Source organism: Pseudomonas sp. H1_D05, from assembly GCF_054682705.1.
The window spans coordinates 4,594,705-4,620,853 of sequence record NZ_CP162825.1 but is presented as its reverse complement, the minus strand read 5'-3'; the positions used below and the strand labels follow the sequence as shown (position 1 = coordinate 4,620,853).

General features: G+C 59.6%; 20 protein-coding genes and 3 pseudogenes. 16 read left to right on the top strand and 7 right to left on the bottom strand.

Annotated elements, in window-relative coordinates; genetic code table 11:
* Nucleotides 1-438 precede the first annotated feature (438 nt).
* Nucleotides 439-870, bottom strand: a complete 432-nt coding sequence (locus tag AB4O11_RS20920) for a type II secretion system protein N (protein ID WP_460128285.1) — start codon at nt 868-870, stop codon at nt 439-441.
* Nucleotides 871-988: 118 nt separating this feature from the next.
* Between AB4O11_RS20920 and gspH the strand changes: the two genes are divergently transcribed.
* Nucleotides 989-1,435 (top strand): type II secretion system minor pseudopilin GspH, encoded by a 447-nt coding sequence (gene gspH / locus AB4O11_RS20915; protein ID WP_064392940.1) that lies wholly within the window; start codon nt 989-991, stop codon nt 1,433-1,435.
* A complete protein-coding gene (locus AB4O11_RS20910) occupies nt 1,432-2,040 on the top strand; it encodes a prepilin-type N-terminal cleavage/methylation domain-containing protein (RefSeq protein WP_460128284.1) in 609 nt (202 codons plus the stop codon). Before gspH ends, AB4O11_RS20910 begins: the two co-directional genes overlap by 4 nt.
* Nucleotides 2,041-2,171: 131 nt before the next feature.
* Here the strand turns inward: AB4O11_RS20910 and AB4O11_RS20905 are convergent, their stop codons facing one another.
* The 4 genes from AB4O11_RS20905 to AB4O11_RS20890 all read right to left on the bottom strand — a co-directional run bounded on the left by AB4O11_RS20905 (nt 2,172) and on the right by AB4O11_RS20890 (nt 6,339).
* The gene (locus AB4O11_RS20905; RefSeq protein ID WP_093437958.1) at nt 2,172-3,245 is read right to left on the bottom strand and encodes a hypothetical protein; all 1,074 of its coding nucleotides are present in this window, start codon (nt 3,243-3,245) and stop codon (nt 2,172-2,174) included.
* A gap of 910 nt (nt 3,246-4,155) precedes the next feature.
* Nucleotides 4,156-5,094, bottom strand: coding sequence for a FecR family protein (locus AB4O11_RS20900; RefSeq protein ID WP_460128281.1), 939 nt, complete (start codon nt 5,092-5,094; stop codon nt 4,156-4,158).
* Nucleotides 5,095-5,125: 31 nt separating this feature from the next.
* The gene (locus AB4O11_RS20895) at nt 5,126-5,677 is read right to left on the bottom strand and encodes an RNA polymerase sigma factor (protein ID WP_093437948.1); all 552 of its coding nucleotides are present in this window, start codon (nt 5,675-5,677) and stop codon (nt 5,126-5,128) included.
* A complete protein-coding gene (locus AB4O11_RS20890; RefSeq protein WP_095122850.1) occupies nt 5,674-6,339 on the bottom strand; it encodes a secretin and TonB N-terminal domain-containing protein in 666 nt (221 codons plus the stop codon). Before AB4O11_RS20890 ends, AB4O11_RS20895 begins: the two co-directional genes overlap by 4 nt.
* Before the next feature lie 207 nt (nt 6,340-6,546).
* Here AB4O11_RS20890 and AB4O11_RS20885 point away from each other — a divergent pair, with 207 nt between their 5' ends.
* The gene (locus AB4O11_RS20885; protein ID WP_460128279.1) at nt 6,547-6,861 is read left to right on the top strand and encodes a hypothetical protein; all 315 of its coding nucleotides are present in this window, start codon (nt 6,547-6,549) and stop codon (nt 6,859-6,861) included.
* 453 nt (nt 6,862-7,314) lie between these two features.
* On the opposite strand, the gene AB4O11_RS20880 is transcribed toward AB4O11_RS20885, so the two are convergent.
* Entirely contained in the window at nt 7,315-7,755 is a 441-nt protein-coding gene (locus AB4O11_RS20880; protein WP_008087990.1) for a carboxymuconolactone decarboxylase family protein, read from the bottom strand.
* A gap of 311 nt (nt 7,756-8,066) precedes the next feature.
* Between AB4O11_RS20880 and pdxR the strand changes: the two genes are divergently transcribed.
* The 5 genes from pdxR (at nt 8,067) to AB4O11_RS20855 (ending at nt 13,156) form a co-directional block, all read left to right on the top strand.
* Nucleotides 8,067-9,500, top strand: a complete 1,434-nt coding sequence (gene pdxR / locus AB4O11_RS20875) for a MocR-like pyridoxine biosynthesis transcription factor PdxR (RefSeq protein ID WP_460128277.1) — start codon at nt 8,067-8,069, stop codon at nt 9,498-9,500.
* A gap of 123 nt (nt 9,501-9,623) precedes the next feature.
* Nucleotides 9,624-9,917 (top strand): putative quinol monooxygenase, encoded by a 294-nt coding sequence (locus AB4O11_RS20870; protein ID WP_093437926.1) that lies wholly within the window; start codon nt 9,624-9,626, stop codon nt 9,915-9,917.
* Between the two features lie 239 nt (nt 9,918-10,156).
* Nucleotides 10,157-10,561 carry a cupin domain-containing protein gene (locus AB4O11_RS20865; RefSeq protein WP_116255707.1) on the top strand — a complete coding sequence of 135 codons (405 nt, stop codon included), beginning with the start codon at nt 10,157-10,159 and terminating at the stop codon, nt 10,559-10,561.
* Between the two features lie 216 nt (nt 10,562-10,777).
* Complete coding sequence (locus AB4O11_RS20860) at nt 10,778-11,491, top strand: ATPase (RefSeq protein WP_460090631.1); 714 nt, start codon at nt 10,778-10,780, stop codon at nt 11,489-11,491.
* A gap of 366 nt (nt 11,492-11,857) precedes the next feature.
* Complete coding sequence (locus AB4O11_RS20855; protein WP_460090630.1) at nt 11,858-13,156, top strand: NHL repeat-containing protein; 1,299 nt, start codon at nt 11,858-11,860, stop codon at nt 13,154-13,156.
* A gap of 61 nt (nt 13,157-13,217) precedes the next feature.
* Here AB4O11_RS20855 and AB4O11_RS20850 read toward each other — a convergent pair.
* Nucleotides 13,218-18,114, bottom strand: a pseudogene (locus AB4O11_RS20850) (NAD-glutamate dehydrogenase).
* A gap of 504 nt (nt 18,115-18,618) precedes the next feature.
* Here AB4O11_RS20850 and AB4O11_RS20845 point away from each other — a divergent pair.
* The 8 genes and pseudogenes from AB4O11_RS20845 (at nt 18,619) to AB4O11_RS20810 (ending at nt 26,089) form a co-directional block, all read left to right on the top strand.
* The gene (locus AB4O11_RS20845; protein ID WP_320337003.1) at nt 18,619-18,972 is read left to right on the top strand and encodes a hypothetical protein; all 354 of its coding nucleotides are present in this window, start codon (nt 18,619-18,621) and stop codon (nt 18,970-18,972) included.
* A gap of 272 nt (nt 18,973-19,244) precedes the next feature.
* Nucleotides 19,245-20,204, top strand: a complete 960-nt coding sequence (locus tag AB4O11_RS20840) for an AAA family ATPase (protein ID WP_007913915.1) — start codon at nt 19,245-19,247, stop codon at nt 20,202-20,204.
* Nucleotides 20,205-20,209: 5 nt separating this feature from the next.
* Nucleotides 20,210-21,154, top strand: a complete 945-nt coding sequence (locus AB4O11_RS20835; RefSeq protein ID WP_093437905.1) for a DUF58 domain-containing protein — start codon at nt 20,210-20,212, stop codon at nt 21,152-21,154.
* Nucleotides 21,151-21,648, top strand: a complete 498-nt coding sequence (locus AB4O11_RS20830) for a DUF4381 domain-containing protein (RefSeq protein WP_460090629.1) — start codon at nt 21,151-21,153, stop codon at nt 21,646-21,648. The genes AB4O11_RS20835 and AB4O11_RS20830 overlap by 4 nt, the downstream gene beginning before the upstream one ends.
* Nucleotides 21,641-22,720, top strand: a complete 1,080-nt coding sequence (locus AB4O11_RS20825) for a vWA domain-containing protein (RefSeq protein WP_093437901.1) — start codon at nt 21,641-21,643, stop codon at nt 22,718-22,720. The genes AB4O11_RS20830 and AB4O11_RS20825 overlap by 8 nt, the downstream gene beginning before the upstream one ends.
* Nucleotides 22,717-24,067, top strand: a pseudogene (locus tag AB4O11_RS20820) (tetratricopeptide repeat protein); the annotation flags it as partial. The gene AB4O11_RS20825 and the pseudogene AB4O11_RS20820, both read left to right, overlap by 4 nt.
* Nucleotides 24,068-24,245: 178 nt before the next feature.
* Nucleotides 24,246-24,455, top strand: a pseudogene (locus AB4O11_RS20815) (hypothetical protein); the annotation flags it as partial.
* Nucleotides 24,452-26,089, top strand: coding sequence for a BatD family protein (locus tag AB4O11_RS20810; protein WP_460128274.1), 1,638 nt, complete (start codon nt 24,452-24,454; stop codon nt 26,087-26,089). The pseudogene AB4O11_RS20815 and the gene AB4O11_RS20810, both read left to right, overlap by 4 nt.
* Nucleotides 26,090-26,149 lie beyond the last annotated feature (60 nt).

Genomic DNA, 26,149 nt, shown 5'->3' with positions numbered 1-26,149 from the left:
ACGGCTGAAGGTAATTCGCCGGGCTGATGATTTCTGAGACTCTAGCCCAGCACCTGCCGCGCTCCAATAGACGTAGTGAATTTCTGCCACTGCGTTGTGGTAAGAGGACGGCAGTGATCACGAGCCAATTTCAATCAGCGCGCACATGCACGGATGACGCACCTTGCGCCCGCCGTACACTGATGTCAGACGCGCTTTGCCTGGGTTTCTACTACCCCTCCGCCAGTAACTCAAGCATAGCTATAAATGAGTTATCGCTCAGTCCATCGGCTGCTTTTGGCCGACAGCGGTAGCATGCCAATGTGCGCTTTTGGCCGATAGAGAGCACTCTAGACTACCCGCATCAGGTCGGGAGCGACAAGCACCCGCTTGCGTCCCGACTCCCTGCTTTTGGAGGCCCTTCAACTGAACGGCAAATAACGACTTCAACCCTACAGATCAGGGCCTCGTAAGTCTCGGTAACACCACTCCCTCCCCCAACTTCTCCACCCCCAACCGCACCCTCTCCCCACCCTGCTCAATCACCACGCCATCCCCCTCCACCGCCACCAACTTCACCCCAGGCCCCACCTTCTCCCCCTGCAAAAAACTCCTCGGCGGCCCATCGTTCAGACTCAGTATCGCCACCGCCCCCCGACTCCCCGCCATCACCCCGCTCACCTTGATATCCATCGGCGCCGTTTGATTGGAAAACCACTGCAACGCCGGGCTATCACTGCGCGCCGCCAGCAACTGCGGGGCCGCTGCCGGTGTGTGTGATTCGGCAGAGGTCAGTAGCAGCGACGACCATGTCGCCACGCCGACCAGCGCTGCGAGCAGTGCGAGTGCCTGGACCATTTGGGGCGGGGAAAATCGTGCGGTGAAGGTCATGGGTTGAATCTCCTTTTTATCCCTGCTGTCAGCCTACGCGGCAATTCTCTCCGTTTTATTTCACACGCCTTACATGTTGGCCGTGCACGATGGCGCAGGACGCAAAGGAGCGCGCGCGATGAACAGGCAAGAGGGTTTTACGCTGATCGAGTTGATGGTGGTGCTGGTGATCATCGGCATCGCCAGTGCGGCGATCAGCCTGAGTATCAAGCCCGATCCGTTGCAGTTGCTGCGCAAGGATGCAGAGCGTGTGGCGCAGTTGCTCCAGGTGGCGCAGGCCGAGGCTCGCGCCGATGGTCGGCCGATTGTGTGGGTGAGTGATGCCAAGGGGTTTCGCTTTAGTCGGCGCAGTGACAGTGGCAAGGGGTTTGATCATTTCGCGCAGGATCCGCAGTTGCGACCGCGTGCCTGGCAGAGTCCGAAGATGGAGGTGCGGGTGGAACCGAAACAGAGGGTTGTGCTGAACGCTGAGTGGATTAATCCGCCGCTGCAGTTGACGTTGTCGGATGGCTTGAATCGCTTGAGTGTGCTGCGTGATGGTAGTGGCAGGATCAGCCTGCAATGAAGCGCCAGCAAGGGTTTACGTTGATTGAGGTGATGGTCGCGATTTTGTTGATGGCGGTGGTGAGTTTGATTGCCTGGCGAGGGCTGGACAGTGTGACGCGGGCGGACAGTCATTTGCAGGCGAGCAGTGAGCAGAGTGACGGTTTGTTGCGGGCGTTGAATCAGTTGCAGCGGGATGTGGAGATGCGGGCGGGGATTGAGTTGACCGAGCCGAAGAAGGTTGGGGTGGATGATGAGCCGCCGAGCGCCCCGCCCGCTCTGACTGTGCGCAGTAGCGACAGTAAGGGTTTTCGGCTGGATATTATTCGGACGGCGGCGGACCAGCCGGGGGCGTTGCAGCGGGTGCGGTGGTGGGTTAAGGGCGACACGTTGTATCGAGCGGTGGCTGAGGCGCGGAGTCGGTATCCGTTGCCGGCGCCTAGGAATGGGGTTGCTGTTTTGAGTGATGTCAGTGATGTGCAGGTGCGGGTTTGGGAGGTGGATAAGGGGTGGCGGCAGTTGAGTGGGAATCGGCGGGAGGATCCGTTGGGGTTGGAGATATACCTGACCCGCCAAACACCCCAAGGGCCTGAAAAATACCGTCAAGTGATTGGTCCACTGCAATAAACCAGCATCACCGCACAAGTCCGAGGGAGCGGGCTTGAATTCCTCACGCCCTTCGTCTTGGAAATGTCACTACGTTGACGGGCCGACGAAGACCGAGCTGGCCTTCATGGACTGACCGGCGTCATAGGCGATTACAGGATGCCGCTCAGCACTTCTTCCAAGCTGTCACCATCTGAGTTCTCAAAAAGACCGCCCTCACCAAACAACACCTGAATGTTGGCCTGTTTGAAGAAGTCCGCTGCTGCAAAATCTGATGCTGTGCTCGCCGGCAGCACCAATATGAGCTTGGTATCAATATCTCCGAAACGATGCCGGTAGTAGGCAAGCTGGCCAAATCCAGCGTAGAGCTGTGCTGACATGGCGCTGCTGGTTTTGACCTCAAAAATCACCTTGGCCTTTTCTGTGGCTCTGCTGACTAGCGCCAAATCGACACGGTGCTTGCCAACCTTGAGCTCGGAATTTCCCTTAACGAGTTCATCCAGCTTGCGATGGAGGGCATTACAGAGCGGTCCGTGTAGATACTGGTATTCGCATTTGTCCTGCCTAGGTACATAAGACTTGCTGCCCTCAAACTCTTCTTGCTCCCGCCACTTCGAGCTAGATTCGACTTCAACTTCATCTTCGTCGTAGGGAGCCGGAACTGGGTTCTCGGCATAATCTCCCAACTCCGCCTTCCTTTGCTCCTTCAGCCGCTTCACCTTGAAGAGGAACTCGGCAATGTCATTTGCGATACTCGGGGAGTTTGTTGAGGACACAGCGATTACGTCCGCATTCCTACCGTCGTCTTCTACCTCTATCAACCAATCCTGAAAGTGCTCAAAGGCGTATGTGCGGGGCACCCGGCCACGGAATGCCGTGAAGGTGCCGCGATGACCGATTAGAGTTTCGCCGTCAGGACCAGCTATCAAAACCCCTGAAACCTTGCGGTTGAGGCCGTCAGGAATGTTGATCTCAGCATCCGGAGAAAGTGTTCCGCCCTCAAAACCCAGCTTGAATAGGTGTGCTTGTCTCCCATCCCAGGGCGGAGGAATAGCGAATAGCATTTCCCCCAGATCGGTTTCCAATGCATAGGTAAGGCAAAGTGCTTTATCTCCACTCGGAAATGCCCACACCTCTTTCCCGCGGGGCTTTGCCTGATCGATCAGAACCTTTTGGAAAGATCGAATGCCTCTACGAAGCCGAGCGTTCACTGTAATGACCTGCACCACTCTTTCTCCCCGTTCACCTAGGAGGCCACGGGATCCTCGAAAGAATCAGTGGCCATCAAATCTCGGAATGCTAGCACTTTGACACATCGCTGTATCACCTGCTGTACCGCAATTCGAGAGCTGTATTAGGCCAGTTCACCTGCTCGAGTAAGACGTGGCCCCGCTGAAGAAGGTATGACTGCAGTCAGTTGGGGATCGGTTGACTGAGAGGCCGCCTTCGCGAGCAGGCTGGCTCCCACAATTGGATTGGGGGTAGTTAGTTGGGGATTGGTTGGCTGGTAGGTCGTCATCGCGAGCAGGCTCACTCCTACAATTGGATCGGGTGCAGTCTGCGAGAGATTGGTTGGCTGGAGGGCCGCTTTCGCGAGCAAGCTCGCTCCCACAATTGGATTGGGGGTAGTCAGTTGGGGATTGGTTGGATGTGAGGCCATCTTCGCGAGCAAGCTCGCTCCCACAGTGGGATTGGGTGGAGTCAGTTGGGGATTGGTTGGCTGGTGGGCCGCCTTCGCGAGCAGGCTCGCTCCCACAGTTTTTAATCTGCGTACACCGCAGCGGCAAAGCCGCCCCACTCAACAGGATGAGCGTTAGCTCGGCTGCGGCTTTTGATCTTGATCCACGGGCGACGTCGGAAGGCTGAGTGGAGGGATTCATCCGGGGGTGGGAGCGCAGCGACCGTTTGGCGCAGCCAAATGCATCGAGAGGAGGTGCAGCGAAGCAAACCGTAGGCGATGCGCCCGGATGGAGCCCGGAGCGAAGGAACCCCGAGCCCCAGCGAGCGGGCCGCACGTAGGAGCAAGCGTTTTTTTGCTTACTTTTTTTAGGCGTTTGTAAAAAAAGTGAGTCGCCGTAAGGGCGAAACCCTAAGCAGCCATAACCGCAGCAACGGATATGTCCCCAATAAAACCCACTAACTCAAAACGACAACGCCGCCAGGCAGCTCAGTGCATTTGACGCCATAAGCATCGCGAATCAGCAATGCAACGCCAGCAAGTTGATCAAGGCTAAAACGCGCCTGCACCCGCCGCTGCCCAAGCTCACGGTTGAGCAGCAACAACATCCCCGGCCGATACCGATTGATCTCATCAATCATCTGGCTCAGCGTAGCGCCGTTAAACACCAGCACCTGCTGACGCCAATTCATCACCGCTGCCGTGTCGACACTCTGCACACTGCCAACCTGCCGCGTGTCGTAAGTCACCTGCTGCCCCGGTTCAAGCCGCAAACTACGACCTTCAACATCCACTTCAACCGCACCATCAAGACAAGTCACACAGACTTGCTGATCAGTATTACGCAAGTTGAACCGCCCCTGACTCGCACGCAACCACCCTCCCCCAGCCTGCATCGCCAACGGCAACCGCGCGGTCTGCACTTCAACTTCACCACTGACCAGTTCAAACCCCTGCACACCGTCAGACACCGCACGCTGATTAATCCGCGTCTGAGTGTTCAGCTCCAGGCTCACACCCTGCACAGGTTCAAAACGCCGCTGCTGGCCAACTTCAGTGATGTAGTCAGCGCCCAGCCCTTCAAAACCACCAGGAATCGTCCCGCGCACCAGCAAAAACGCCGCCGACGCAGCAATCGCCCCACCGAGAAACGCACGACGACCAAACCCACGCGGCGCCTGCATTTGCTCCACGGCCGGTTGCAGGTTGTGCCACAACACCTTGGCCTCTTCGAACGCGCGGGCATGCTCGGCGCTCTGCGCGCACCATTCGCGCAGGGCGCGGGCATCGGCCACGGTGGCGCGGCCAGAGGTCAGCAGGACCAGCCAGTCGCGGGCTTCGCTGTGCAAATTGTCGACCGCCGATGGCTCGGCAGGTGTCAGTCGAAAGATGTTCAAACGCGCAGATTCTCAACGAATTGATCGGGCACTATTCAGAAGACGGTTTTCCGGCCCCGCGACCGAACCGCTGAAACACTTTTCTTTCCAGTTTCGCGGCGCAGAAGCCCAACGCGGCTTTGATTTCCTTCTCGACCATGCGCGTGGAAATGCCGAAGCGCTGCGAGATTTCCAGATGCGGCGCCTCTTCCAGACGCGCCGCGATAAAGATCTTCCGGCGCCGTGCGGGCAGCTCGTACAACGCACTGAGCAGTGACTGGATTTCCTTTTGCCCGCCGACCACCCGCGCCGGATCGAGGGCTTCGTCGCCGATTTGCAGCAGCTCCTCGACTTCCTCGCCGGTGAGCAGGCGCGCATCGGCCTGGCGGCGGTCGGCGGCGATGTTCAGCGCCATGCGATAGAGGTAGGCATTGGGCCGCAGGACGTTCGGCGGCGTCTCCATGCGGTCGACCCGCAGGTAGGTTTCGTGCAGCACGTCGTTGGCCAGATCTTCCGAACCGAGACGCCTGCGCAGGCGCACCCGAAAGTCCTCGTAGGAGGCCAGGAACAGTTGGACCATCGAACCTTGTCCGGCGTCTTTCATCCCCCGGAAACTCCTTCCCATTTGGTGCATTCCATGCGTTTCCCTGACGACTCCGGTAACAACAGCAACGTGACCGGCTGACGCAAGGCGCTGGGCGTCGGCCGGTCGATTTTGAGGTTGCGAAAACTTTCCACCAGCGCGTTGTCGCGCCGTACATCACCGGTCGAAGTGACCAACCGGTTGTGCTGCACCAAGCCGTCGCGGCCGACCCAGACCTGCAACACCGCGCGATAACTGCCCGGCCGGGTCAGCGGCGAGCGGCACAGGTTGCGCTCGATCGCTGCCTGCACCGCCGTCGCGTAACTGCGGTTGACCGCCACGCTTTCGGGCGTCTGTTTTTGCGGCGGCGCCGGCACGTCTTCGACCTGCGCCACTTGCAAGGTAAACGCATCGTCGCGGGCATACCGCGCCATCAAACCACTGCCGCCGAGCAATCGACGCAGGGCATCGGCGGCGGTGTATTCACCGTCCACCGCCAACGAACGACGACCGCGACTCAACTGACTGTCGACCAGCACCGCAACGCCAGTGGCGTGGCTGTACTGATCCAGCGCGTGCGCCAGATCCTGTGCCGGAATGTGCAGCGTCATGCGCAGGTCCGCCGGCACCGCGTCAGCCATGGCGTGGCCCGCCGCACAGCCAAGCAGCCACCCCAGACACATCCGGCGCACAAGCCTCGTTGAACGCTGAAAACCGTCCGTGGAATTGCCTCGCTGCACGGCTGACGAATCCTTGGAAATCGTCATCCTGAGGGCTGTTTATGAATCTGGTGTGACGGGCGGTGCAAAAAAACCATCACGGGAATTGCGCAAGGCTTGCACTAGACTCAAGCCATAGCGCGGCCCCATCGGGCCGGCCAGGAGGCGAGCATGAACACATTGTGGCGATTGAGCCTTGGCGGGCTGATGTTGATGGCGTTGTCGAGCGCTTATGCCGAGGAACCCTTGGGCTGTGTCGAGGTGACGGTCGGCGGCTACAAGGCGCCGAATTACGATTGTCTGAGCCAGCAGATGGGCAACAACCCGGAAGGCGCGGCGGCGGCGGAAAAGAATCGGGAGGCGCTGAATGTGCCGGTGAACAAACGGCCGCCGAATCAGGTTGGACTGGCGACGCCGGCCGCGACCAGTACGCGGATGGGCAATACCTTCGGCACCTCAGTGAAACCGCAACGCCCACCGCAATGACACCCCACCGATCGTTCCTACGCTCCGCGTGGGAATGCAGCCCGGGACGCTCTGCGTTCCATCCAGAACCGAACGCAGAGCGTCCGTTGAGGCATTCCCACGCAGAGCGTGGGAACGATCCTACGCCCACCGCAATGACACCCCACCGATCGTTCCCACGCTCCGCGTGGGAATGCAGCCCGGGACGCTCTGCGTCCCATCCGGAGCCGAACGCAGAGCGTCCGTTGAGGCATTCCCACGCAGAGCGTGGGAACGATCCTGTGGTGTTCAGTCGCTTACCGATCGTTCCTACGCTCCGCGTGGGAATGCAACCCGGGACGCTCCGCGTCCCATCCAGAGCCGAACGCGGAGCGTCCGTTGAGGCATTCCCACGCAGAGCGTGGGAACGATCCTGTGGTGTTCAGTCGCTTACCGATCATTCCCACGCGGAGCGTGGGAATGATCAGGGCGGGCTCAGTCGCTGGGGGTTTGGCGGAAGCTCACCGCGAGGCGATTCCAGCTGTTAATGGTGGTCACGGCCATGGTCAGGTCGACCAGTTCGCCTTCGCTGAATTGCTCGCGCGCTTGCTGATACACCTCATCGGGCACCCGGCTCTCCGCTAACAACGTCACCGCCTCCGCCCAAGCCAACGCCGCACGCTCACGCGGGTTGAAGAAATTGCTGTCGCGCCACACCGCAATCGCATACAAACGCCGATCACTCTCCCCGGCCCTCCGCGCATCCACCGAGTGCATATCGGTGCAGAACGCGCAGCCATTGAGCTGCGAGGCACGGATCCTGATCAGTTGCAGCAGCGGCTGCTCGATACTGAGGTTGGCGGTCAGCGCCTCCATGGCAATCATCGCTTTCATCGCTTTGGGCGAAGCGTTGTAGTAATCCAGGCGCGGGGACATGGGCAGGTCTCGGTAGACGGAATAATGAGTTCACCGTAAACGCCGACAGCCATGCATTACAGCCCCAATTTGTCGAATTGTGGGTACACCACTGAATCGCGGATATACACGATACCTGTGGGAGCGAGCTTGCTCGCGAAAGCGCCAATCCAGACACCCTATTTGGCGACTGACACACCGCATTCGCGAGCAAGCTCGCTCCCACAGGGGATCTAGGCCAATTTCGGGTTTTTCGGATAGGCAACTATTGCCGATCCCGCAACAGCGGTAATCTGGCAGGCACGCCAATTACCCCCAGGAGCCTCGTCGGTATGGAACTTCACGTCGTGATCAACGGCCGCAAGGATCTTGCCGGTCAGTTGTATCAGCAACTGCGCGGGGCCATTGAATCCGGGCGTCTGGCCGCCGGCACGCAGTTGCCACCCAGCCGTCTGCTCGCCGAGCAACTGGGCATCTCGCGCAAGACCATTTCCGACACCTACGCACAGCTAACCTACGAAAACTTCCTCACCGGGGTGATCGGCAAAGGCACTTACGTCAACGCGCGTCCGGCGCAGATCCAGCGCAAACAGAGCCACACCGAACTGGCCGGCGCCGAGGTGATCGAGAGCTGGCGCAATCTGCCGGTGTTTCTGCGTCACCCGACGCTGGAAGGTTCGCTGCGCTATGACTTTATCGGCGGCGCCACCAGCAAGGGCCAGTTCCCGCAGGATGACTGGCGCCGCTGCGTGTCTCACGCGATGCGGCAGATGGCGCAGTCCAAGGGTTTCTATAGCCTGCCCGAGGGCTTGCCGGCGCTGCGCAATGCGATTGCCCGGCACATCGCGTTTTCTCGCGGGATCAACTGTCAGGACGAAGACATCGTCGTGTGCAATGGCGCGCAACAGGCGCTGGACCTGATCACCCGCGTATTGATCAGCCCCGGCAGTCTTGTAGCCATGGAAGATCCCGGTTATCCGCCGGCGCGCCTGCTATTCGCCACCCATGGCGCCGAGGTGGTCGGGATTCCGGTGGATGCCGAGGGCATTCAGGTCGAACACATTCCCGAGGGCACGCGCCTTATCTATGTCACGCCGTCGCACCAGTTCCCGCTGGGCATGCCGATGAGTCAGGCGCGCCGTGAAGCCTTGCTGGCTCGCGCGCATGAGTTGGGCGCGATCATCATCGAGGACGACTATGACAGTGAGTTTCGCTATGAAGGCCGACCCACTGATTCGCTGTTCAACCTCGACCAGCGCGGCATCGTCGCTTACGTCGGCACCTTCTCGAAAACCCTGCTGCCGGAGCTGCGCCTGGGTTATGCGATCCTGCCGCCAGCGATCCTCGAGGCGGTGATCCGCGCCAAGCAACTCACCGACCTGCACGCCTCGACCTTGCCGCAGTGGGCGCTGGCCAAGTTCATCGCCGAGGGTTGCCTGCTCAAGCACATCCGCCGCTGCCACACCATTTATGCGCAACGCCGCGAGCGCATTCTGGCGCGCATGGCCGACGATCTTTCGCCGTGGCTGCAGGCGGTGCCGCCGAGTGCCGGGTTCCACATGGCGGTGTTCTGCAAGGTGCCGATCGACCTGCCGCTGGTGATCGAACTGGCGAAAAAGGTCGAAGTCGGCCTGTATGCGATCAACGGTTTCTATTACCAGCAAACGCCGAAAAACGGCCTGTACTTCGGCTTCGGCGCCATCGAGACCCTCGATATCGATACCGCGCTGGATCGTCTGCGCGACATTCTGCAACAAGTTACCTGAATGATTGGTCTGGGCGATTAACCGCCGATTGGTTATTGGTGATCGACAGGTGCAGGCCTATTCTGCACAGGCGTTATCCCTCAATGAGCAGGATTCGTCCGGCCTGATTCAGGAGTGTGAGCAATGTCCAACGAAGTGATCAATACCGTGCAGGTGCAGGCTGCGGCCGGCCGCTCGGATGAACTGGGCAGGCAACTGCAGAAGATCGTCGAAACCCTGCGCGAAACACCGGGCTGCGATTCCTACCTGGTCGACCGCTGCCCCGAGGACGGCCACCGCTGGACGGTCAGTGCCCGCTGGCAGTCGGAAGCGGCGATGCAGGCGCATTTCAACCGGCCCGAAGCGCAGGGGTTTATTGACCTGATCGATAGTCGGTTGGCCAATAGCGTCGACTTCAATAGCTTCCCTATCGTCTGATCTGGCCCCTTCGCGAGCAAGCTCGCTCCCACAGGGTTATTGGTTGTTCACAAGATAGGTGAACAACCGCAGAACCTGTGGGAGCGAGCTTGCTCGCGAAGACGTATTCCGCCACACCAATAACCTTTCTGACGCCCCGCAAATTGGTCACCTGATCTTCCCGAATATTGGCCGTTTGAATGCTTAGCCCTGCGGACTACTGTGATCAGCAACACCCCGATCATCACAGGTAACCCGCCATGAAAGCCCTGCCCTTCTTCGCCGCTGCCCTTGCCCTGAGCCTTTGCACTTCGGCCGTTTTCGCCCACGACCCGTCGGAAAAAGTCACCGTCCTGCAAGACCAGATGCTGAAAAACGCTCCCGGCAAAAAAGCCATGATGATCGAGGTTGATTACAAACCCGGCCAATCCTCGATCGCCCACAAACACGACGGCACGGCGATGGCTTACGTGCTCGAAGGTGAAGTGATTTCCCAAGTGAAGGGCGAACAGGCGATTACCTACAAAAAGGGCCAGTTCTGGTACGAGCCTGCTGGCTCCGAACATCTGGTGTCAAAAAATGCCAGCAAAACCAAACCCGCCAAGTTGCTGGTGTTCATGGTGCTGGCCCCGGACGAACAAGTGTTGATCCCACTGAAAAACTGATGGCTGTTTAACCAGCCATAAATAAACGGGCGCAAATCGACGATTGGCGCCTTTTTATTTCCCGGCGTCATTAACCGCTGCGGGTTACAGCAAATGAAACTATTCAAAGGCCGTTAGCTCAGCAAATTGTCAGGTTGGCGGGTTTAGTCTGAATTAACGGTCGTGATTTACGACTTTTAAACTTTCCGACTGATGTTGTTTCACGGGAGAAACACCATGAAACTTGCCTTTGCCAGTGTACTGGCGATATCGGTTTTAGCTCTGTCAGCCTGTTCGGTACCCACCGCGCCCCAAGCCGTTTCCTCACTGGACACCCTGCTCCCCCATCCCACCGGCCGCAGCAGCGCCACTCAGGTTAAAAGCGGTCCCGGCGTGTCGCTCGGCGTGGTCTACAGCCCAAGTACCCAGACCAACCGCGAATACCTGCGCGACTATCAAACCAACGCCGGCACCGGTTTCGGCCAGAGCCTGTTGGTGCAACCGATCCATGACGCCTACGTCGCCAGCTCGAAACCGGACATGGCGGTGGAATGGGTCAACGCCTCGCTGCAGCGTCAGTTCGGCTCGGTGACGGTGTATCCGGACATGCAAAGCCTGCGTGCGGCCAGACCGGATGTGGTGGCGATCGTCGACACCCATAACCAGTTGATTACTTCGCGCAGTTCCGACATCAAGGCCGACGTCAGTGCCGATTTTTATGATGCGCAGCTGAACTATATCGGTACGGCGAAAGGCTCAGAGGCGAGAGAACTGACACCGGTGTGGGCGGACTTCAAGGGCTCGGAAGAGATAGTTGCCGATATTAACCAGCAGCAGGATGTGCAAGTTCGGGCGTTGCAGAAGTTTGACCAGTCGCTCAACAATTTAGTGGCCAGACCTTCGGACAAAGTTTCGATGCTGGATAGTAAACAGTCATCTAAGTTGTATTGAATGTAAGGGCCCTTTCGCGAGCAGGCTCGCTCCCACATTTGAAATGCATTCCACCTGCGGGAGCGAGCCTGCTCGCGATGGCGCCGCATCAGGCACCAAAAAACCCTCAGGCATAAAAAAGCCCCGGCATCTCACGATACCCGGGCTTTCTCGTTCAACCACTGCCCAAGCCGAGTAAAACTCGGCATTGGCAGCAAAGGCGAGATACCGCGCCCTCAAACTTCACACATATGCTCATCTGTCTACTGTCAACCCTGACAGTAGACCGTCTCGCCAAATTGGCTTCCAATAATCTGACTGTATTGATCTCTCGATCCCAGGTCGGTTATCGGCGTATGCAGAAACCACAGGTTTGAGGAGCAGGCAATGTCTAACATTATCAATAGCGCTAACGTGGAAGCTCTCGATCCAACTTTCGGATCTGATGATTCAGGCGTGAGTTGGTTAGAACATCCGGATGGCACCAATGGATTTGTGTGGGGCATCACCGTCGCGCCGGATAACAAACTGTTGATCGCAGGCAGAGCTGGAAAACGTTTCTCAATCGTGCGCTTGAAGACTGATGGTGGAAAAGATGCCGATTTCGGTGATCAAGGAAGTGTCATTGGTGAGTTCGCAGTCGGCGATCTATCAACGGGCATGGGCGTTCGCGTACTCAAAGACGAGACAATACTGCTTGAAGGGTGGTTCGAGTACGATCCTTCGACCCCACCGCTGCGTGGTTTGGCTCTCTTTGACGATAAAGGATTGCCCGTCAAGACATTTGGAAACGATGGGGTACTGATCGTTGATCCCATTTCGACACCCGCCTACCGATTATCCAATGAAGAGATCGCCAATAAAGACGCATCGGCGTCCCTCGAAGGTGGGCACTCCATTGAGTTGCCCGACGGCAAGCTGATGATTATCAGCAATCATCTATATAGCTTCAGCGACAATATCGGTTTATTAGTCAGGCTGAAAAAGGACGGTTCGCTGGACATGGATTTTCATGAAAAAGGCTATGTCGCTGTCCAGTATCTTGCTAATTACACAACGGCTACCTCACTGATAAGGCTCCAGGACGGATCGTTTACCGTTGGTGGAAGCACTCTCGTGAATGGCAAAATGATGCCGATGATTTGTCGCTTCAATGCACAGGGTGACATCATTAAAGATTTCGGAAACGAAGGCTTCGTTGTGATTGAAACTGATCAGCATCGTGGCGGTACAAGTCAACTTATAGAATTACCTGACGGCAATATCCTGGGGGTCGGTAGCACGTCGTCACACGCGATTCAAAGTGGCCTATTGTTTTGTATCGACAACAAAGGCGCATTGGTCTCTTACTTTAATCAAGGCGAGCCATTGATTACCTCATATCCACGGGCGCCGATGGGTATTCAATGGCATCAAGGTACCCTGCGACAGGGTAAGCACATAATGGTTATCGCTGACACCTTAGGAGAGGAAAACTCAAAAACGATCATTGCCAAGTTCGACCTGGACGGTGTTCAAGACATGAATTTTGCAGATAATGGTTTTTTGACCATTAATCTAACTGATGTTCTCGATTTAGGCGTATCCATAGCCACCCAAAATGATCAGATTATCGGGGCTGGCACTTCCTTGCCTCATGCCGATGGCGTACGCGGTTTCGCCTTTCGTTGTTCGGAACTGGTGTAAATAAGGAAAATGAAAAAGCCCCGCCTCTTCCGAGAGCGGGGCTTTTTCATTCAGCGCTTACTTACGCCAGTTCAGCCTCGGCATTCGCAGCCACCGCAGGCACTACCGCTTGCCCACTCAACGCCAGATCCAGCAGTTCACGGTTGGCCACGGCATACATGGCGTAGTCCGTGCCGCTTGCCGCGCGGATTTCCACCAGCATGGCGCGCCAGCGCGAGATCATGCTTTCGTGCTGTTCCATCCACAGCGCCAGACGTGCTTCCACGTCCTGAGTGCCGTCGCCCTGTTGCAGGACGGAGATGGTGATCGCGCGTTGCTGCCAGTCGACGTCATCACGGAACGCTTCACGGGCCAGGGCTTGCCAGTTGTTCTCAACCGGCAGCGCGCTGATCTGTTGCAGGTACCAGGTGATGTCCAGCGCACTGCCTACGGCGAAGTAGGCCTTGGCCACTTCGGCAGGGTTCTGCCCGGTCACGTCGGACGCTTCGATGATCGGCAGCAAGGTGTACAGGTGCGAGGTGCCCGCAACCATACGCGCCAGCAATTCCGGCACACCGGCTTCGACGTACGCCTGATAACGCGCCTGCCAGTTTTCACGGATTTCGCCGCTCAGCAGTTCGTCGAGCTTCAGACCCAGCTCTTTCAGGTGCGGACCGAAGTGCGCGGTGTCACGGGCAGCGTTCTGCTCGTTGCGACGGGCACGCAGGAACCAGCGCGTAGCGCGACGGCCCAGACGCATCAGCTCGTCCATCAGCTCCAGCTGTACGTCAGCGCTGACTTGGTAGTCCAGCGCTTCGATCTGACGGAACCAGTGCGGGAGGTGGAAGATGTCACGCACGATCACGTAAGCGCCAGCGACGTTCGCCGGGCTCATGCCGGTCGACTCTTTGAGTCGTTGAACGAAGGTGATGCCCATGTGGTTGACCAGGTCGTTGGCGATCTGGGTGCTGACGATCTCGCGCTTCAGACGGTGACGACGCATGGCTTCGGAGAACTTGCTGACCAGGGTCGGCGGGAACGCCGTTTCCATGTCGCGGGTCAGGTAATCGTCGTCCGGTACCAAGGAGCCCAACAGCTGCTCTTTAAGGTCGATTTTGCTGTACGAGATCAGTACCGACAGCTCAGGACGAGTCAGACCGTGGCCTTCGGCAATGCGCTCGTTGATCTGCTCTTCGGTCGGCAGGAACTCGATGGCACGGTCCAGCTTGCCACGGCCTTCCAGATCACCCATCAGACGCTTGTACTCAGCGATGCGTTCGTAGGCACGACGCGCCGCCAGGGACAGGGCCTGAGTCTGCTTGTAGTTGTTGCCCAGCACCAGGTTGCCGACTTCGTCGGTCATGCTCGCCAGCAACTGGTTACGTTGCTTGTCGGTCATGTCACCGGCCTGAACCACTTCGTTCAGCAGGATCTTGATGTTCACTTCGTGGTCGGAGCAGTCCACGCCACCGGCGTTGTCGATGAAGTCGGTGTTGGAACCGCCGCCATTCAGACCAAACTCCACTCGACCCAATTGGGTCATGCCGAGGTTACCGCCCTCACCCACGACTTTGCAGCGCAGCTCGTTGCCGTTGACGCGCAGTGCATCGTTGGCCTTGTCGCCGACATCGGCGTGACTTTCAGTGCTGGCTTTGACGTAAGTACCGATACCGCCGTTCCACAGCAGATCCACCGGCGCCTTGAGCAAAGCGTTCAGCAGTTCGGTCGGGGTCAGTTTGTCAGCCTTGATGTCGAAGCGTTCCTGCATCTGCGGGGAGATCGCGATGCTCTTCGCGCTGCGCGAGAAGATGCCGCCACCTTCGGACATGATGCTGGTGTCGTAGTCGGTCCAGGCCGAACGCGGCAGGTCGAACATGCGCTGACGCTCGACGAAGCTGGTTGCCGGGTTAGGGTTCGGATCGATGAAGATGTGCATGTGGTTGAAGGCAGCGACCAGTTGCAGCTTGTCGGACATCAACAGGCCGTTACCGAACACGTCACCGGCCATGTCGCCGACGCCGACAACAGTGATGCTGTCTTCCTGAACATTGATGCCGCGCTCGCGGAAGTGACGTTGTACGCCAACCCACGCGCCTTTGGCGGTAATGCCCATTTTCTTGTGGTCGTAACCGGCCGAACCACCGGACGCAAACGCGTCACCCAGCCAGAAGCCGTAATCGATGGCGATGCCGTTGGCGATGTCGGAGAAGGTCGCAGTGCCCTTGTCCGCTGCTACTACCAGGTACGGGTCATCGTCGTCATGACGCACGACGTTGGCCGGCGGTACCAGCGCGCCGTCTTTCAGGTTGTCGGTGATGTCCAACAGACCGGAAATGAAGATGCGGTAGCAGGCGATGCCCTCGGCCGCGATCTCGTCACGGCTGCCGCCCAGTGGCAGGCGACGCGGCAGGAAGCCGCCCTTCGCGCCCACCGGCACGATGACCGAGTTTTTCACTTGCTGGGCTTTTACCAGGCCGAGGACTTCGGTACGGAAGTCTTCTTCACGGTCGGACCAGCGCAGACCACCACGCGCGACGTTACCGAAGCGCAGGTGCACGCCTTCAACGCGTGGCGAGTAGACGAAGATTTCGAACTTCGGCACTGGCTTCGGCAGTTCAGGGATCGCGTGCGGGTTGAACTTGAAGCTGAAGTACGACTTGTTCTGGCCGTTGGCGTCAGTCTGGTAGAAGTTGGTACGCAGGGTCGCTTTGATCAGGTCGAGGTAACGACGCAGGATGCGGTCTTCGTTGAGCACCTGGACATCGTCCAGTGCGGTCAGAATCGCCTGTTCCAGACGCAGTTGCTTGTCTTCCAGATCGTCGTCGCTGAGCTTGCGCGCCAGATAGAAGCGGGTCTTGAACAACCGGGTCAGTTCACGAGCGATGTCGGTGTGGTTGTTCAAGGTACTGGCGATGTAACCCAAGTCGAAGCCCAGACGAATCTGCTTCAGGTAACGCGCGTAAGCACGCAGCAGTGCCACGTCGCGCCATGGCAGGCCGGCGGTCAGTACCAGACGGTTGAACGCATCGTTTTCGGCGTCGCCGCGAACGATGTGGACGAAGGCGTCCTGCAGGGTGTCGTTGAGTTGCTGGATGTCGAGGTCCAGGCCTTCAGCGGCAGTGAACGCGAAGTCGTGGATCCAGAACTCGCGGCCATTGGTGTGACGCAGACGGTACGGGAATTCACCCAGTACGCGCAGACCGAGGTTTTCCAGAATCGGCAAGACGTCGGACAACGCCAGCGGGGTGTCGGCGTGATACAGCTTGCAATGCAGCTCGCGCTGGCCGGAGACCTGACCGAGCGGCTGATAGAAGCTCATCACCAGCGGATTTTTTTCGTTGAGGCTCAGCAGGTGCTGCATGTCGACCACGGCCGAATGCGCTGCAAAACGCTCGCGGTAACCGGCCGGGAAGCCTTTCGGGAAGTCGGCCAGCACGTTGGTGCCGTGGGCTTCGCCGAAGCTTTCGACGGTCAGTGCGGCGTAGTCGTCCTGCCAGCTGCGGCACGCTTGTACGACTTCTTTTTCCAGCAGCACGGTGTCGATGTCGAGACGGTTTTTCGGGTCGACACGCAGGATCAACTGCACGCGCGCCAGAACCGACTCGGAGAAGAACGTCCAGAACTCGCAATCGGAAGCCTTCAGGCGCTCCATCAGCACTTGCTGGATCTTCTGGCGAACTTCGGTGGAGTAGATGTCGCGTGGCACGTAGGCCAGTGCAGTAGCAGAAACGACCGTACGGGTCTTTGCGCAGGAACACGCGGATCTTGTTGCGTTCCTGGATCTGCACAATCGACATCACGGTGGTGAACAGTTCGTCGACCGGGGTCTGGAACAGGTCATCACGCGGCAGTACTTCAAGCACCTGCGCCAGTTCCTTGCCCAGGTGAGCCTTGGACTGGAAGCCAGAGCGACGCTCGATTTCTTCGACCTTGCGGCGGATGAACGGGATGACCCGCACGCTCTCGCCATACACCGAGGAGGTGTACAGGCCCATGAAACGGTGTTCCTTGATGACTTTGCCGTCGGCGTCGATCTCACGGATCGACACGTAGTCCGGGTAGGCCGGACGGTGAACACGGCTTGGGTGCGCAGCCTTGGCGAACGACAGCAGGGTCGGTTCGCGCAGGTAGCTGACGGCGTAGTCTTCGATGCGCAGGTCATCGTAGGTCAGGCCGGTGCGCAGCAATTTGGTCAGGCCGAGGAAGGAATTCTGGTCGTACTCGATGTGGCCGCCATCGGCCTGATCGGTGACCACGAATTCTTCGTAGCCGAGGAAGGTGAAGTGGTTGCCCACCAGCCATTCCAGGAAGCTTTTGATTTCGTTCTTTTCATCGGCGTCGACGGCGAAGGCGCTGTTGTCGAGCTGGGTGAGGATGTCCTGCACCTTGGCTTTCATCGGTTCGAAATCGGCGACCGCGACGCGGACTTCACCGAGAACCTGTTCCAGCTCTTTGCTCAGCACATTCAGTTCGGCCGCGTTGGCGCAGCGATCGATTTCCAGGTACATCAGCGATTCGTGCAACACGCCTTCGCCGGTGCTGCCCTTCGGAAGGATTTCCAGCAGCTCGCCCTTGCTGCCACGACGTACGCTGAGCACGGTGGTTTGCAGGGTGTGGATGCTGTAGCCGCGACGGTTCAGCTCGGTACGGACCGAGTCGACCAGAAATGGCAGGTCGTGGTGCAGGACTTCGACCGCGGTGTGGGTCGACTGCCAGCCATGACGCTCGTAATCAGGGTTGTAGACGCGCACTTGCGGTTGCGCGTGATCGAAGCGCTCAAGCAGGCGCCACGCAGAAAGAGTACAGCCAGCGAGGTCGGAGAGGCGACGTTGAGTCAGCTCGTCCAGAGAAATGATGCCGAAGAATTGTTCAGCGAACAGCGCCACTTGTGGCAGTGCCTGTTCACTGATGTGCTGCGCCAGTGCCGCTTGCAGTTGGTGCTGGAAGTCGGCTTTGCTGGCTGCGGTGAAGAACGCCATCTGTGGTACTCCGCTTAAGCTTGTTATTGATGGAAAGCGTCGCGTGCAACACCCCTTTCGGGGCTTGTGTCGCCCTGTTCCTGATTCTCGGGCAGAGGAAACAGGGGGACAGGTGGGTGAAGCTGGACGGGACACTCAGGTCACATTCACCTTCCATAGAATGAGCATCTGCAAAAGCGACTGCCAGCGGTGCCGACAATGCCTTTACGGGTGCTCATCCGTTGCGCAGCTTAAAGGGTGCGACAATGTGTCTGCTTGCGGTGCTGCGACATATTCGGTCATTGGCACGTAAACCGAGGGTCTGGCACCGGTAAACACTAGCAGTCGTGGCGGAAAATGCTGGTCTGAATGCCCGTTTTTACGGTACATGCGTGCCAGAAATGACCATTGATCCATGTCGCGTTCACGACACATCCTCTGACACTCTCACATGCAGAAATTCCCGAGGACTGGCAGAATCGCGCCCATTAGCGACCAACACGCCCCCAGAGGCAGGAATTGACCATGCAAATGACCACCGCCCTACTGATCGTCAACCCGTGCGATGACGAAGAAGACAACATGGCTATGCTCTGCTGCCACAGCGACAAGGGCGACATGTTCCTGATGAGCCGCTACCCGGACGAGGATGAGCTGGAGATCACCCTGGATGGCGAACCTTCGACGCTGGACGGGGTGAAAGTCACCCTGACCTCGAACCTGTTGAAGATCGAGATTGGTGCGGCGGATGCCGATGCGTTGAACGGGGATGATGTGCTGGAGATCAGCTTTAACCCGGATATGGTGGAAATGGATGAGGTGGTCGAGACCTTGACGAATATCCTTGATGGGACGGGTACCTTCATTAACGAAGTTTGATGGTGTCTGAATAGGCCTCTTCGCGAGCAAGCTCACTCCCACATTGACGGATGTACGCCGCTCAAAATGTGGGAGCGAGCCTGCTCGCGAAGAGGCCCGAAAGAACACTACCCCTCCCCGCTTCTACAAAATTCCAACAAATGCCCCAGTCATTTCCCGCACTTTGCGCAAAATGCCGTTAGTCGCCACCCCCCGCGATGGATTAAAGTAACGCCCCCAGCCCCGGCGTTATCCGAACGCCTGTGGCCACCCCTTTCCAGGAACAGTCACCGATGGAACATCGTGAAGCGCTGCTGGCGCTGCGAACCTTTCTTTCAACGCAGATTCTCGGCCAGGAAAAACTCATCGAGCGTTTGCTCATCGCCCTGCTCGCCGACGGCCACATGCTGGTCGAGGGCGCTCCGGGTCTGGCCAAGACCAAAGCGATCAAAGAACTCGCCGAGGGCATCGAAGCCCAGTTCCATCGCATTCAGTTCACCCCGGACCTGCTGCCGGCCGACATCACCGGCACCGAGATCTATCGCCCGGAAACCGGCAGTTTCGTGTTCCAGCAAGGGCCGATCTTCCACAACCTGGTGCTGGCGGACGAAATCAACCGCGCCCCGGCCAAGGTGCAATCGGCGCTGCTCGAAGCCATGGCCGAGCGTCAGGTCAGTGTCGGCCGCAGTACATATGAGCTGTCGCCGCTGTTTCTGGTGATGGCCACGCAGAACCCGATCGAGCAGGAAGGCACCTATCCGCTGCCGGAAGCACAACTCGACCGTTTCCTGATGCACGTGAAAATCGGTTTCCCGGACGCTGCCGTCGAACGCCGCATCCTCCAGCAGGCCCGTGGCGAAGCGCTGAACGGCGAGACCAAGCCTGAACGCCGCGTCAGCCAGCAGGCGATCTTTGCCGCACGCAAGGAAATCCTCGGTCTGTACATGGCCGACGCCGTGGAGGAATACCTGGTGCAACTGGTCATGGCCACGCGCAACCCGGCCAAGTTCGACCCGGAAATGGCCGAGTGGATCGCCTACGGCGCCAGCCCGCGCGGTTCCATCGCCCTCGACCGCTGTGCCCGCGCCCACGCCTGGCTGGCCGGTCGCGATTTCGTCAGCCCGGAAGACATTCAAGCGGTGCTGTTCGACGTGTTGCGTCACCGCATCATTTTGTCGTTTGAAGCCGAAGCCGCCGGCATCGATCAGGATCGGGTGGTGCAGCGGATTCTCGACGTCGTAGCCGTCGCTTGACCCCGATGAACGCCCCCCTGCCGTCCGAACCGGGCATCCGCGTCAGCCTCGCCGAGCTGATCGAGATGCGCCACCGCGTGCGTGAAGTGCAGCTGTTTTCCACGCCGAGCCAGCGCAGCCCGCTGATCGGCCTGCATCACTCGAAATTCCGTGGTCGCGGCGTCGACTTCGATCAGGTGCGGGTCTATCAGGCCGGCGACGATGTGCGCACCATCGACTGGCGCGTGACGGCGCGCACCCAGGAGCCGCACACCAAGCTGTTCCATGAAGAACGCGAGCGGCCGATTTTCATCATGGTCGAGCAAAGCACACGGCTGTTTTTCGGCTCCGGGCTGATGTTCAAATCGGTACTGGCAGCGCAAGTAGCGGCGCTGATCGGCTGGGCCGCGCTCGGCCATAACGACCGGGTTGGCGGGCTGGTGTTCGGCGACAACGAGCACTACGAAATCAAGCCACGGCGCAGCAAACAAAGCCTGCTGCAACTGCTCAACCGTTTGGTCAAGGTTAATCAGTCGCTGCACAGCGAGCGCGAGCCGGATCGCGATGCGTTTGGCGTGGCGCTGCGTCGTGCCCGTGAAGTATTGCGCCCGGGCAGTCTGGTGATCGTCATCTGCGACGAGCGCGCGTTGTCCGACAGCGCTGAACAACAATTGAGCCTGCTCTCGCGCCATTGTGATTTGCTGATGCTGCCGCTGTCCGATCCCCTCGATCACGCCCTGCCCGCCGCCGGTCTTCTCCGATTCGCCGAACGCGGCGCGCAACTCGAACTCGATACGCTGAATTTCGACCTGCGCCAGACCTATCGCGCCCAGGCCGAAGCACGCATCGCGCGTTGGGAATTGCTCGCGCAAAAATTGCGGGTATTGCTGATGCCGCTGAGCACGCAAAGTGAAATGGTCGAGCAGATGCGCGAATTCCTCAATCCGCAGCGTCCGGGGAAAGGTCGATGAACGGCCTCGAACAACTGCAACCGCTGATCTCGCCGCCACCGATTGCCTTCTGGCCACCGGCTCCGGGCTGGTGGCTGCTGCTTCTGTTGCTGCCGCTGCTGGGCTACGCCGTATGGCGTCTGCGCCGTTTCATCCCGATGAAGAAACGCCCGATCGTCCGTGCCGAACAGCCGCTCGACCCGGTGCGCGTCGCCGCCCTCGCTGAACTCGCACAAATGCCCAAACCCTACGACGGCGCGCCGGCCGGGGCGTGGTTGCAGCAACTTAACGGCCTGCTCAAACGCCTGTGCCGCAACCACTATCCCTACAGCCAGAGCCACACCCTCAATGGGCGTAAATGGCTGGCGTTCCTCGACAACCGTTGCCCGGCTGCCGGCCTCACCCGTTGGATGGTGCTGGTTGAAGGCGCGTACAAACCGGAATGCAAACTCGACGACAAAGCCATCGCCGGCCTGACCCAAGCGGTCGACACGTGGATTCGCAAACATGTTTGAGTTCGCCTGGCCGTGGATCTTCGTGCTGGTGCCGCTGCCGTGGCTGATGCGCCTCGTGCTGCCGGTGGCCGACAGTGGCGAGCCAGCCCTGAAAGTCAGTTTCCTCGCCGATCTGGAAGGCCTCGCCCGCCGTCGCGCTCGCGCCAACCTTCCGGCGTGGCGTCAACAGGCGCCGTTCATGCTCTTGTGGCTATTGCTGCTGACTGCCGCCGCCCGCCCGCAATGGCTCGGCGAACCGCTGCCGATTGCTGCCAGTGGGCGTGATCTGCTGGTGGCGGTGGACGTGTCCGGTTCGATGGATTTCCCGGATATGCAGTGGCAGGACGAAGAAGTCAGTCGTCTGACCCTGGTTCAGCACCTGCTCGGCGATTTCCTTGAAAGCCGCGATGGCGACCGTGTCGGCCTGATCCTGTTTGGCAGTCAGGCCTATTTGCAAGCACCGCTGACCTTTGATCGCCGCACCGTGCGCGTCTGGCTCGACGAAGCGCGGATCGGCATTGCCGGCAAAAACACCGCCATCGGCGACGCCATCGGTCTGGCGCTGAAACGCCTGCGCCTGCGTCCGGCGCAAAGTCGTGTGCTGATTCTGGTCACTGACGGCGCGAACAATGGCGGCGAAATCGATCCGCTGACGGCGGCAAAACTGGCCGCCAGCGAAGGCGTAAAAATCTATCCGATCGGTATCGGCGCCAATCCCGAGGACAGTGGTTCGACCGGTTTGCTTGGAGTCAATCCAAGTCTGGACCTCGACGAGCCAGCGCTCAAAGCCATCGCCGAAGTCACCGGCGGCCAGTACTTCCGTGCCCACGACGGCAAGGAACTGCAAGCAATCAAAGATACCTTGGACCAACTCGAACCCGTGACCCAACAACCGACTCAGGCCCGTCCGGCACAAGCCTTGTATCACTGGCCTTTGGCGCTGGCGCTGTGGCTGAGTCTGTTGCTGGTCGCGCGTGAATTGTGGCCGGACAACCCGCTGCAACGCCTGTTCACCAAGGAGCTGTATCTGCAAAGTCCGTTGCCTGATTGGCGCGAGCGCCTCAAGCGTCTGCGTCTGCGGAGGCGCCGATGATCGCGCTCTGGCCGCACTGGTTCCGTCCGTGGTGGTTGCTGTTGCTACCGCTGCTGGGCTGGCTGATCTGGCAACTCTGGCATCGGCAGAAGCGCGCCGGGCGCTGGCAGATGATTTTGCCGCCGGCGTTTCATGCCACCCTGCTCAGTGGCGGCAATGGTCGTGACAGCAAACTGCCATGGGTTGCCCTTGGCGTGGCGTGGCTGCTGACGGTTCTGGCGCTGCTCGGACCGAGTTGGGAGCGCGTCGAACAGACCAGCCAGAAACCCGCCGATCCGTTGGTGGTGGTACTGGAGCTGACCCCGGAAATGCTCGCCACCGACTCGCCGCCGACACGACTGGAACAGGCCCGGCGCAAGCTGTTCGACCTGTTGCAGGCGCGCAGCGATGCGCAGACCGCCATCGTCGTCTACGCCGGCAGCGCGCACACGCTGGTGCCGCTGTCGGATGACCTGGCGACCAGCCGCAATCTGCTCGATGCGCTCAAGCCTTCGTTGATGCCGGAAAGCGGCCATCGCGCTGATCTGGCCGTGAGTAAAGCGCTGGCCTTGCTCAAACAAGGCGCGCTCGGTCAGGGGCGGATTCTGTTGATCGGCTCGTCATTGAACGAAGAGGAACGCCAGGGTATTCGGCGTGCCCTCAACGGTGAGTCGGCACAACTGCTGATGCTCGGCGTCGGCACCGCCGAAGGTGCGCCGATTGCCCAAGAGGACGGCAGTTTCCTCAAGGACGAGCAAGGCGCGATTCGCGTGCCGCAACTCGACAGTCCGGGCCTGAGCGCGTTTCTCAACAGCGTCGGTGGCGAATACCACCCTGCTCGCCTCGACGAAGCGGATCTTGGCGCGCTCGGCCTGCTCAACGGTCCGCGCAGCCTGCGCGACGACGGCCAGACCGTGCGCCTCGATACCTGGGCCGATCAGGGTTACTGGCTGCTGTTGCCGCTGTTGTTGCTCGCCGCTTGCGCCGGGCGGCGCGGCTGGTTGTTCTGCCTGCCTTTGCTGTTCTGCCTGCCGCAGCCCAGCTACGCTTTCGACTTCGAAGACCTGTGGCTGCGTCCCGACCAACAGGGCCTGCATTTGCTCAAGCAAAAGCGCCCGGTCGAAGCCGCCCAACATTTCGAAGATCATCAGTGGCAAGGGGTGGCGTTGTACGAGGCCGGCGACTACAGTGGCGCCGCCCAGCGCTTCGCCGAAGGCAGCGACGCCCGCGCCCACTACAATCGTGGCAACGCCTTGGCGCAAAGTGGTGAGCTGGAAGCGGCAATCGACGCCTATGAACAGGCACTGGAACTGCAACCGGATTTGCGCCCGGCGCAGACCAACAAGGCGCTGGTGGAAAACCTGCTCAAGCAGAAAAACACACCGCCGCCCGCCGAGCCGGACACCAAACCGAGCGAACAGCAAAGTCTGCCGGGCGACGAACCACCGCCAGCGACCGCACCGCCACCGGCGGTAAAAGTGAAACCCAGAGCGAGGCGCAACCGACCGAATCGGCCAGCGAACCGCCACCGACCACACCGCCGCAGCCCGGCCCCAACGAGGTGCCGGGCAGCGACGAAGAAGAGCAAACGGACACCGTGCCGACGCTGCGCCCGAGTGAAGACAACCTCGAAGGCGAGCAACGTCAGGCACTGGAACAATGGCTGGGCAAGATCCCCGACGATCCGGGCGAATTGCTGCGACGCAAATTCTGGTACGAACAGCAACAACATCAGGATCAGGAAAACACTCGATGACCCGCTTCACCGCTCTCTTGCTGCCCCTGCTGCTCTGCACGGCCACCGCCCACGCGGCCGAGCTCACAGCCAGCGTGGATCGCAGTCGCCTGAACTCCGGCGAGACGGTCGAACTCACCCTCGAAACCAGCGACGTCACCCAGTTCGGCAAACCCGACCTGACCGCGCTGGAAGCGTTGTTCGAAGTGCGCGGCACGCGGCAAGTCAACCAGCTCAACACCCTCAATGGCGACAACCGCGCGACCACGCGCTGGATCATCACTCTGCTGCCGAAAGAAAACGGCAGCGTGGTGATCCCGCCGCTGCAACTGGGCGACGCGCAGAGCCAGCCGATCACCGTGCAAGTGGTCGAGAGCGACACCCGCGAGAACCAGAACAGCCTTGATCCGGTGTTCATCGAAGCCAGCCTCGATCAGTCCAGCGTCTACGTGCAGGCGCAGGCGATCCTGACTTTACGCATCTACCATTCCGTTTCGCTGTACGACGACAGCAGCCTGACGCCGCTGCAAATCGCCGATGCGCGCATCGAACAGCTCGGCGACACGCGTACCTACGAAAAAGACCTCAACGGCGTGCGCCATGGCGTGATCGAAATGCGCTACGCGATCTACCCGCAGCACAGCGGTTTGCTGACCATCGCGCCGCAGACCTTCAGCGCGACACTGGTCGATACGCAGCCGTCACAGGATGCCAATGCGCAGGGGCCAAAGCCGGGCAAACTGATGCGCGTCAGTTCCGCCGAAATTCCCCTGATCGTCAAACCCAAACCGCTGACCTATCCGGTCGACGCGCCATGGCTGCCCGCGCGCAGCCTGAGCCTCAGCGAAAGCTGGAACCCGGAACCGGAACACACGCAGGTCGGCGATTCCATGACGCGTAGCCTGACCCTGAAAGTCGAAGGCCTCGCCAGCTCACAACTGCCAGCGCTGCCCGCCACCGACGTCAACGGCCTGCGCCGCTACCCCGATCAACCGGTGCTGAGCAACCAAAGCACCGACCGGGGCATCGTCGGCAGCCGCGAAGAACGCGAAGCGCTGGTGCCAAGTCGCAGCGGCGCCATCGAATTGCCGACGGTGGACTTGGTTTGGTGGAACACCTTCGAAGACCACCTCGAACACAGCAGCCTGCCGGCGCGCACTCTGCAAGTGGCCAACAACCCGAGCCTGCAAGTCGACACCCCGACCGGCAACCTGCAACCGAGCATCGTCGATAACGATGTGTTGTGGTGGTGGAAACTCAGCACCCTGATCCTCGCCTGCACCACCCTCCTCGGCTTCGGCCTGTGGTGGCGCGCACGCTGGCAACCGGCGGTGCATCGCGCCGCCCAAACCGGCCCGAGCCCGCGCACGTTGATGGATGACATCAAGCGGGCGAGCCAGGCGAATGACCCGCAGGCGACGCGGCAGGCACTGGATGCGTGGGCGCGGCAGCAGCCAGAGACACTGGCGGACATGGCAGCGCGGTTTGTGCCGTTGTCGGATGCGCTGGACGGGTTGAATGGTGCGCTGTACAGCGAGACGGGGCAGCACTGGCAGGGTGAGGATTTGTGGCGGGCGATTCGGACTATTCCGGCGGCGGAACGGGTGCAGGATCCGGTGGGTGATAGTGGATTGCCGCCGCTTTATCCGAAGTAAAAGCAAAAGATCGCAGCCTTCGGCAGTTCCTACAGAGGGTATGTGTAGGCGCTGCCGAAG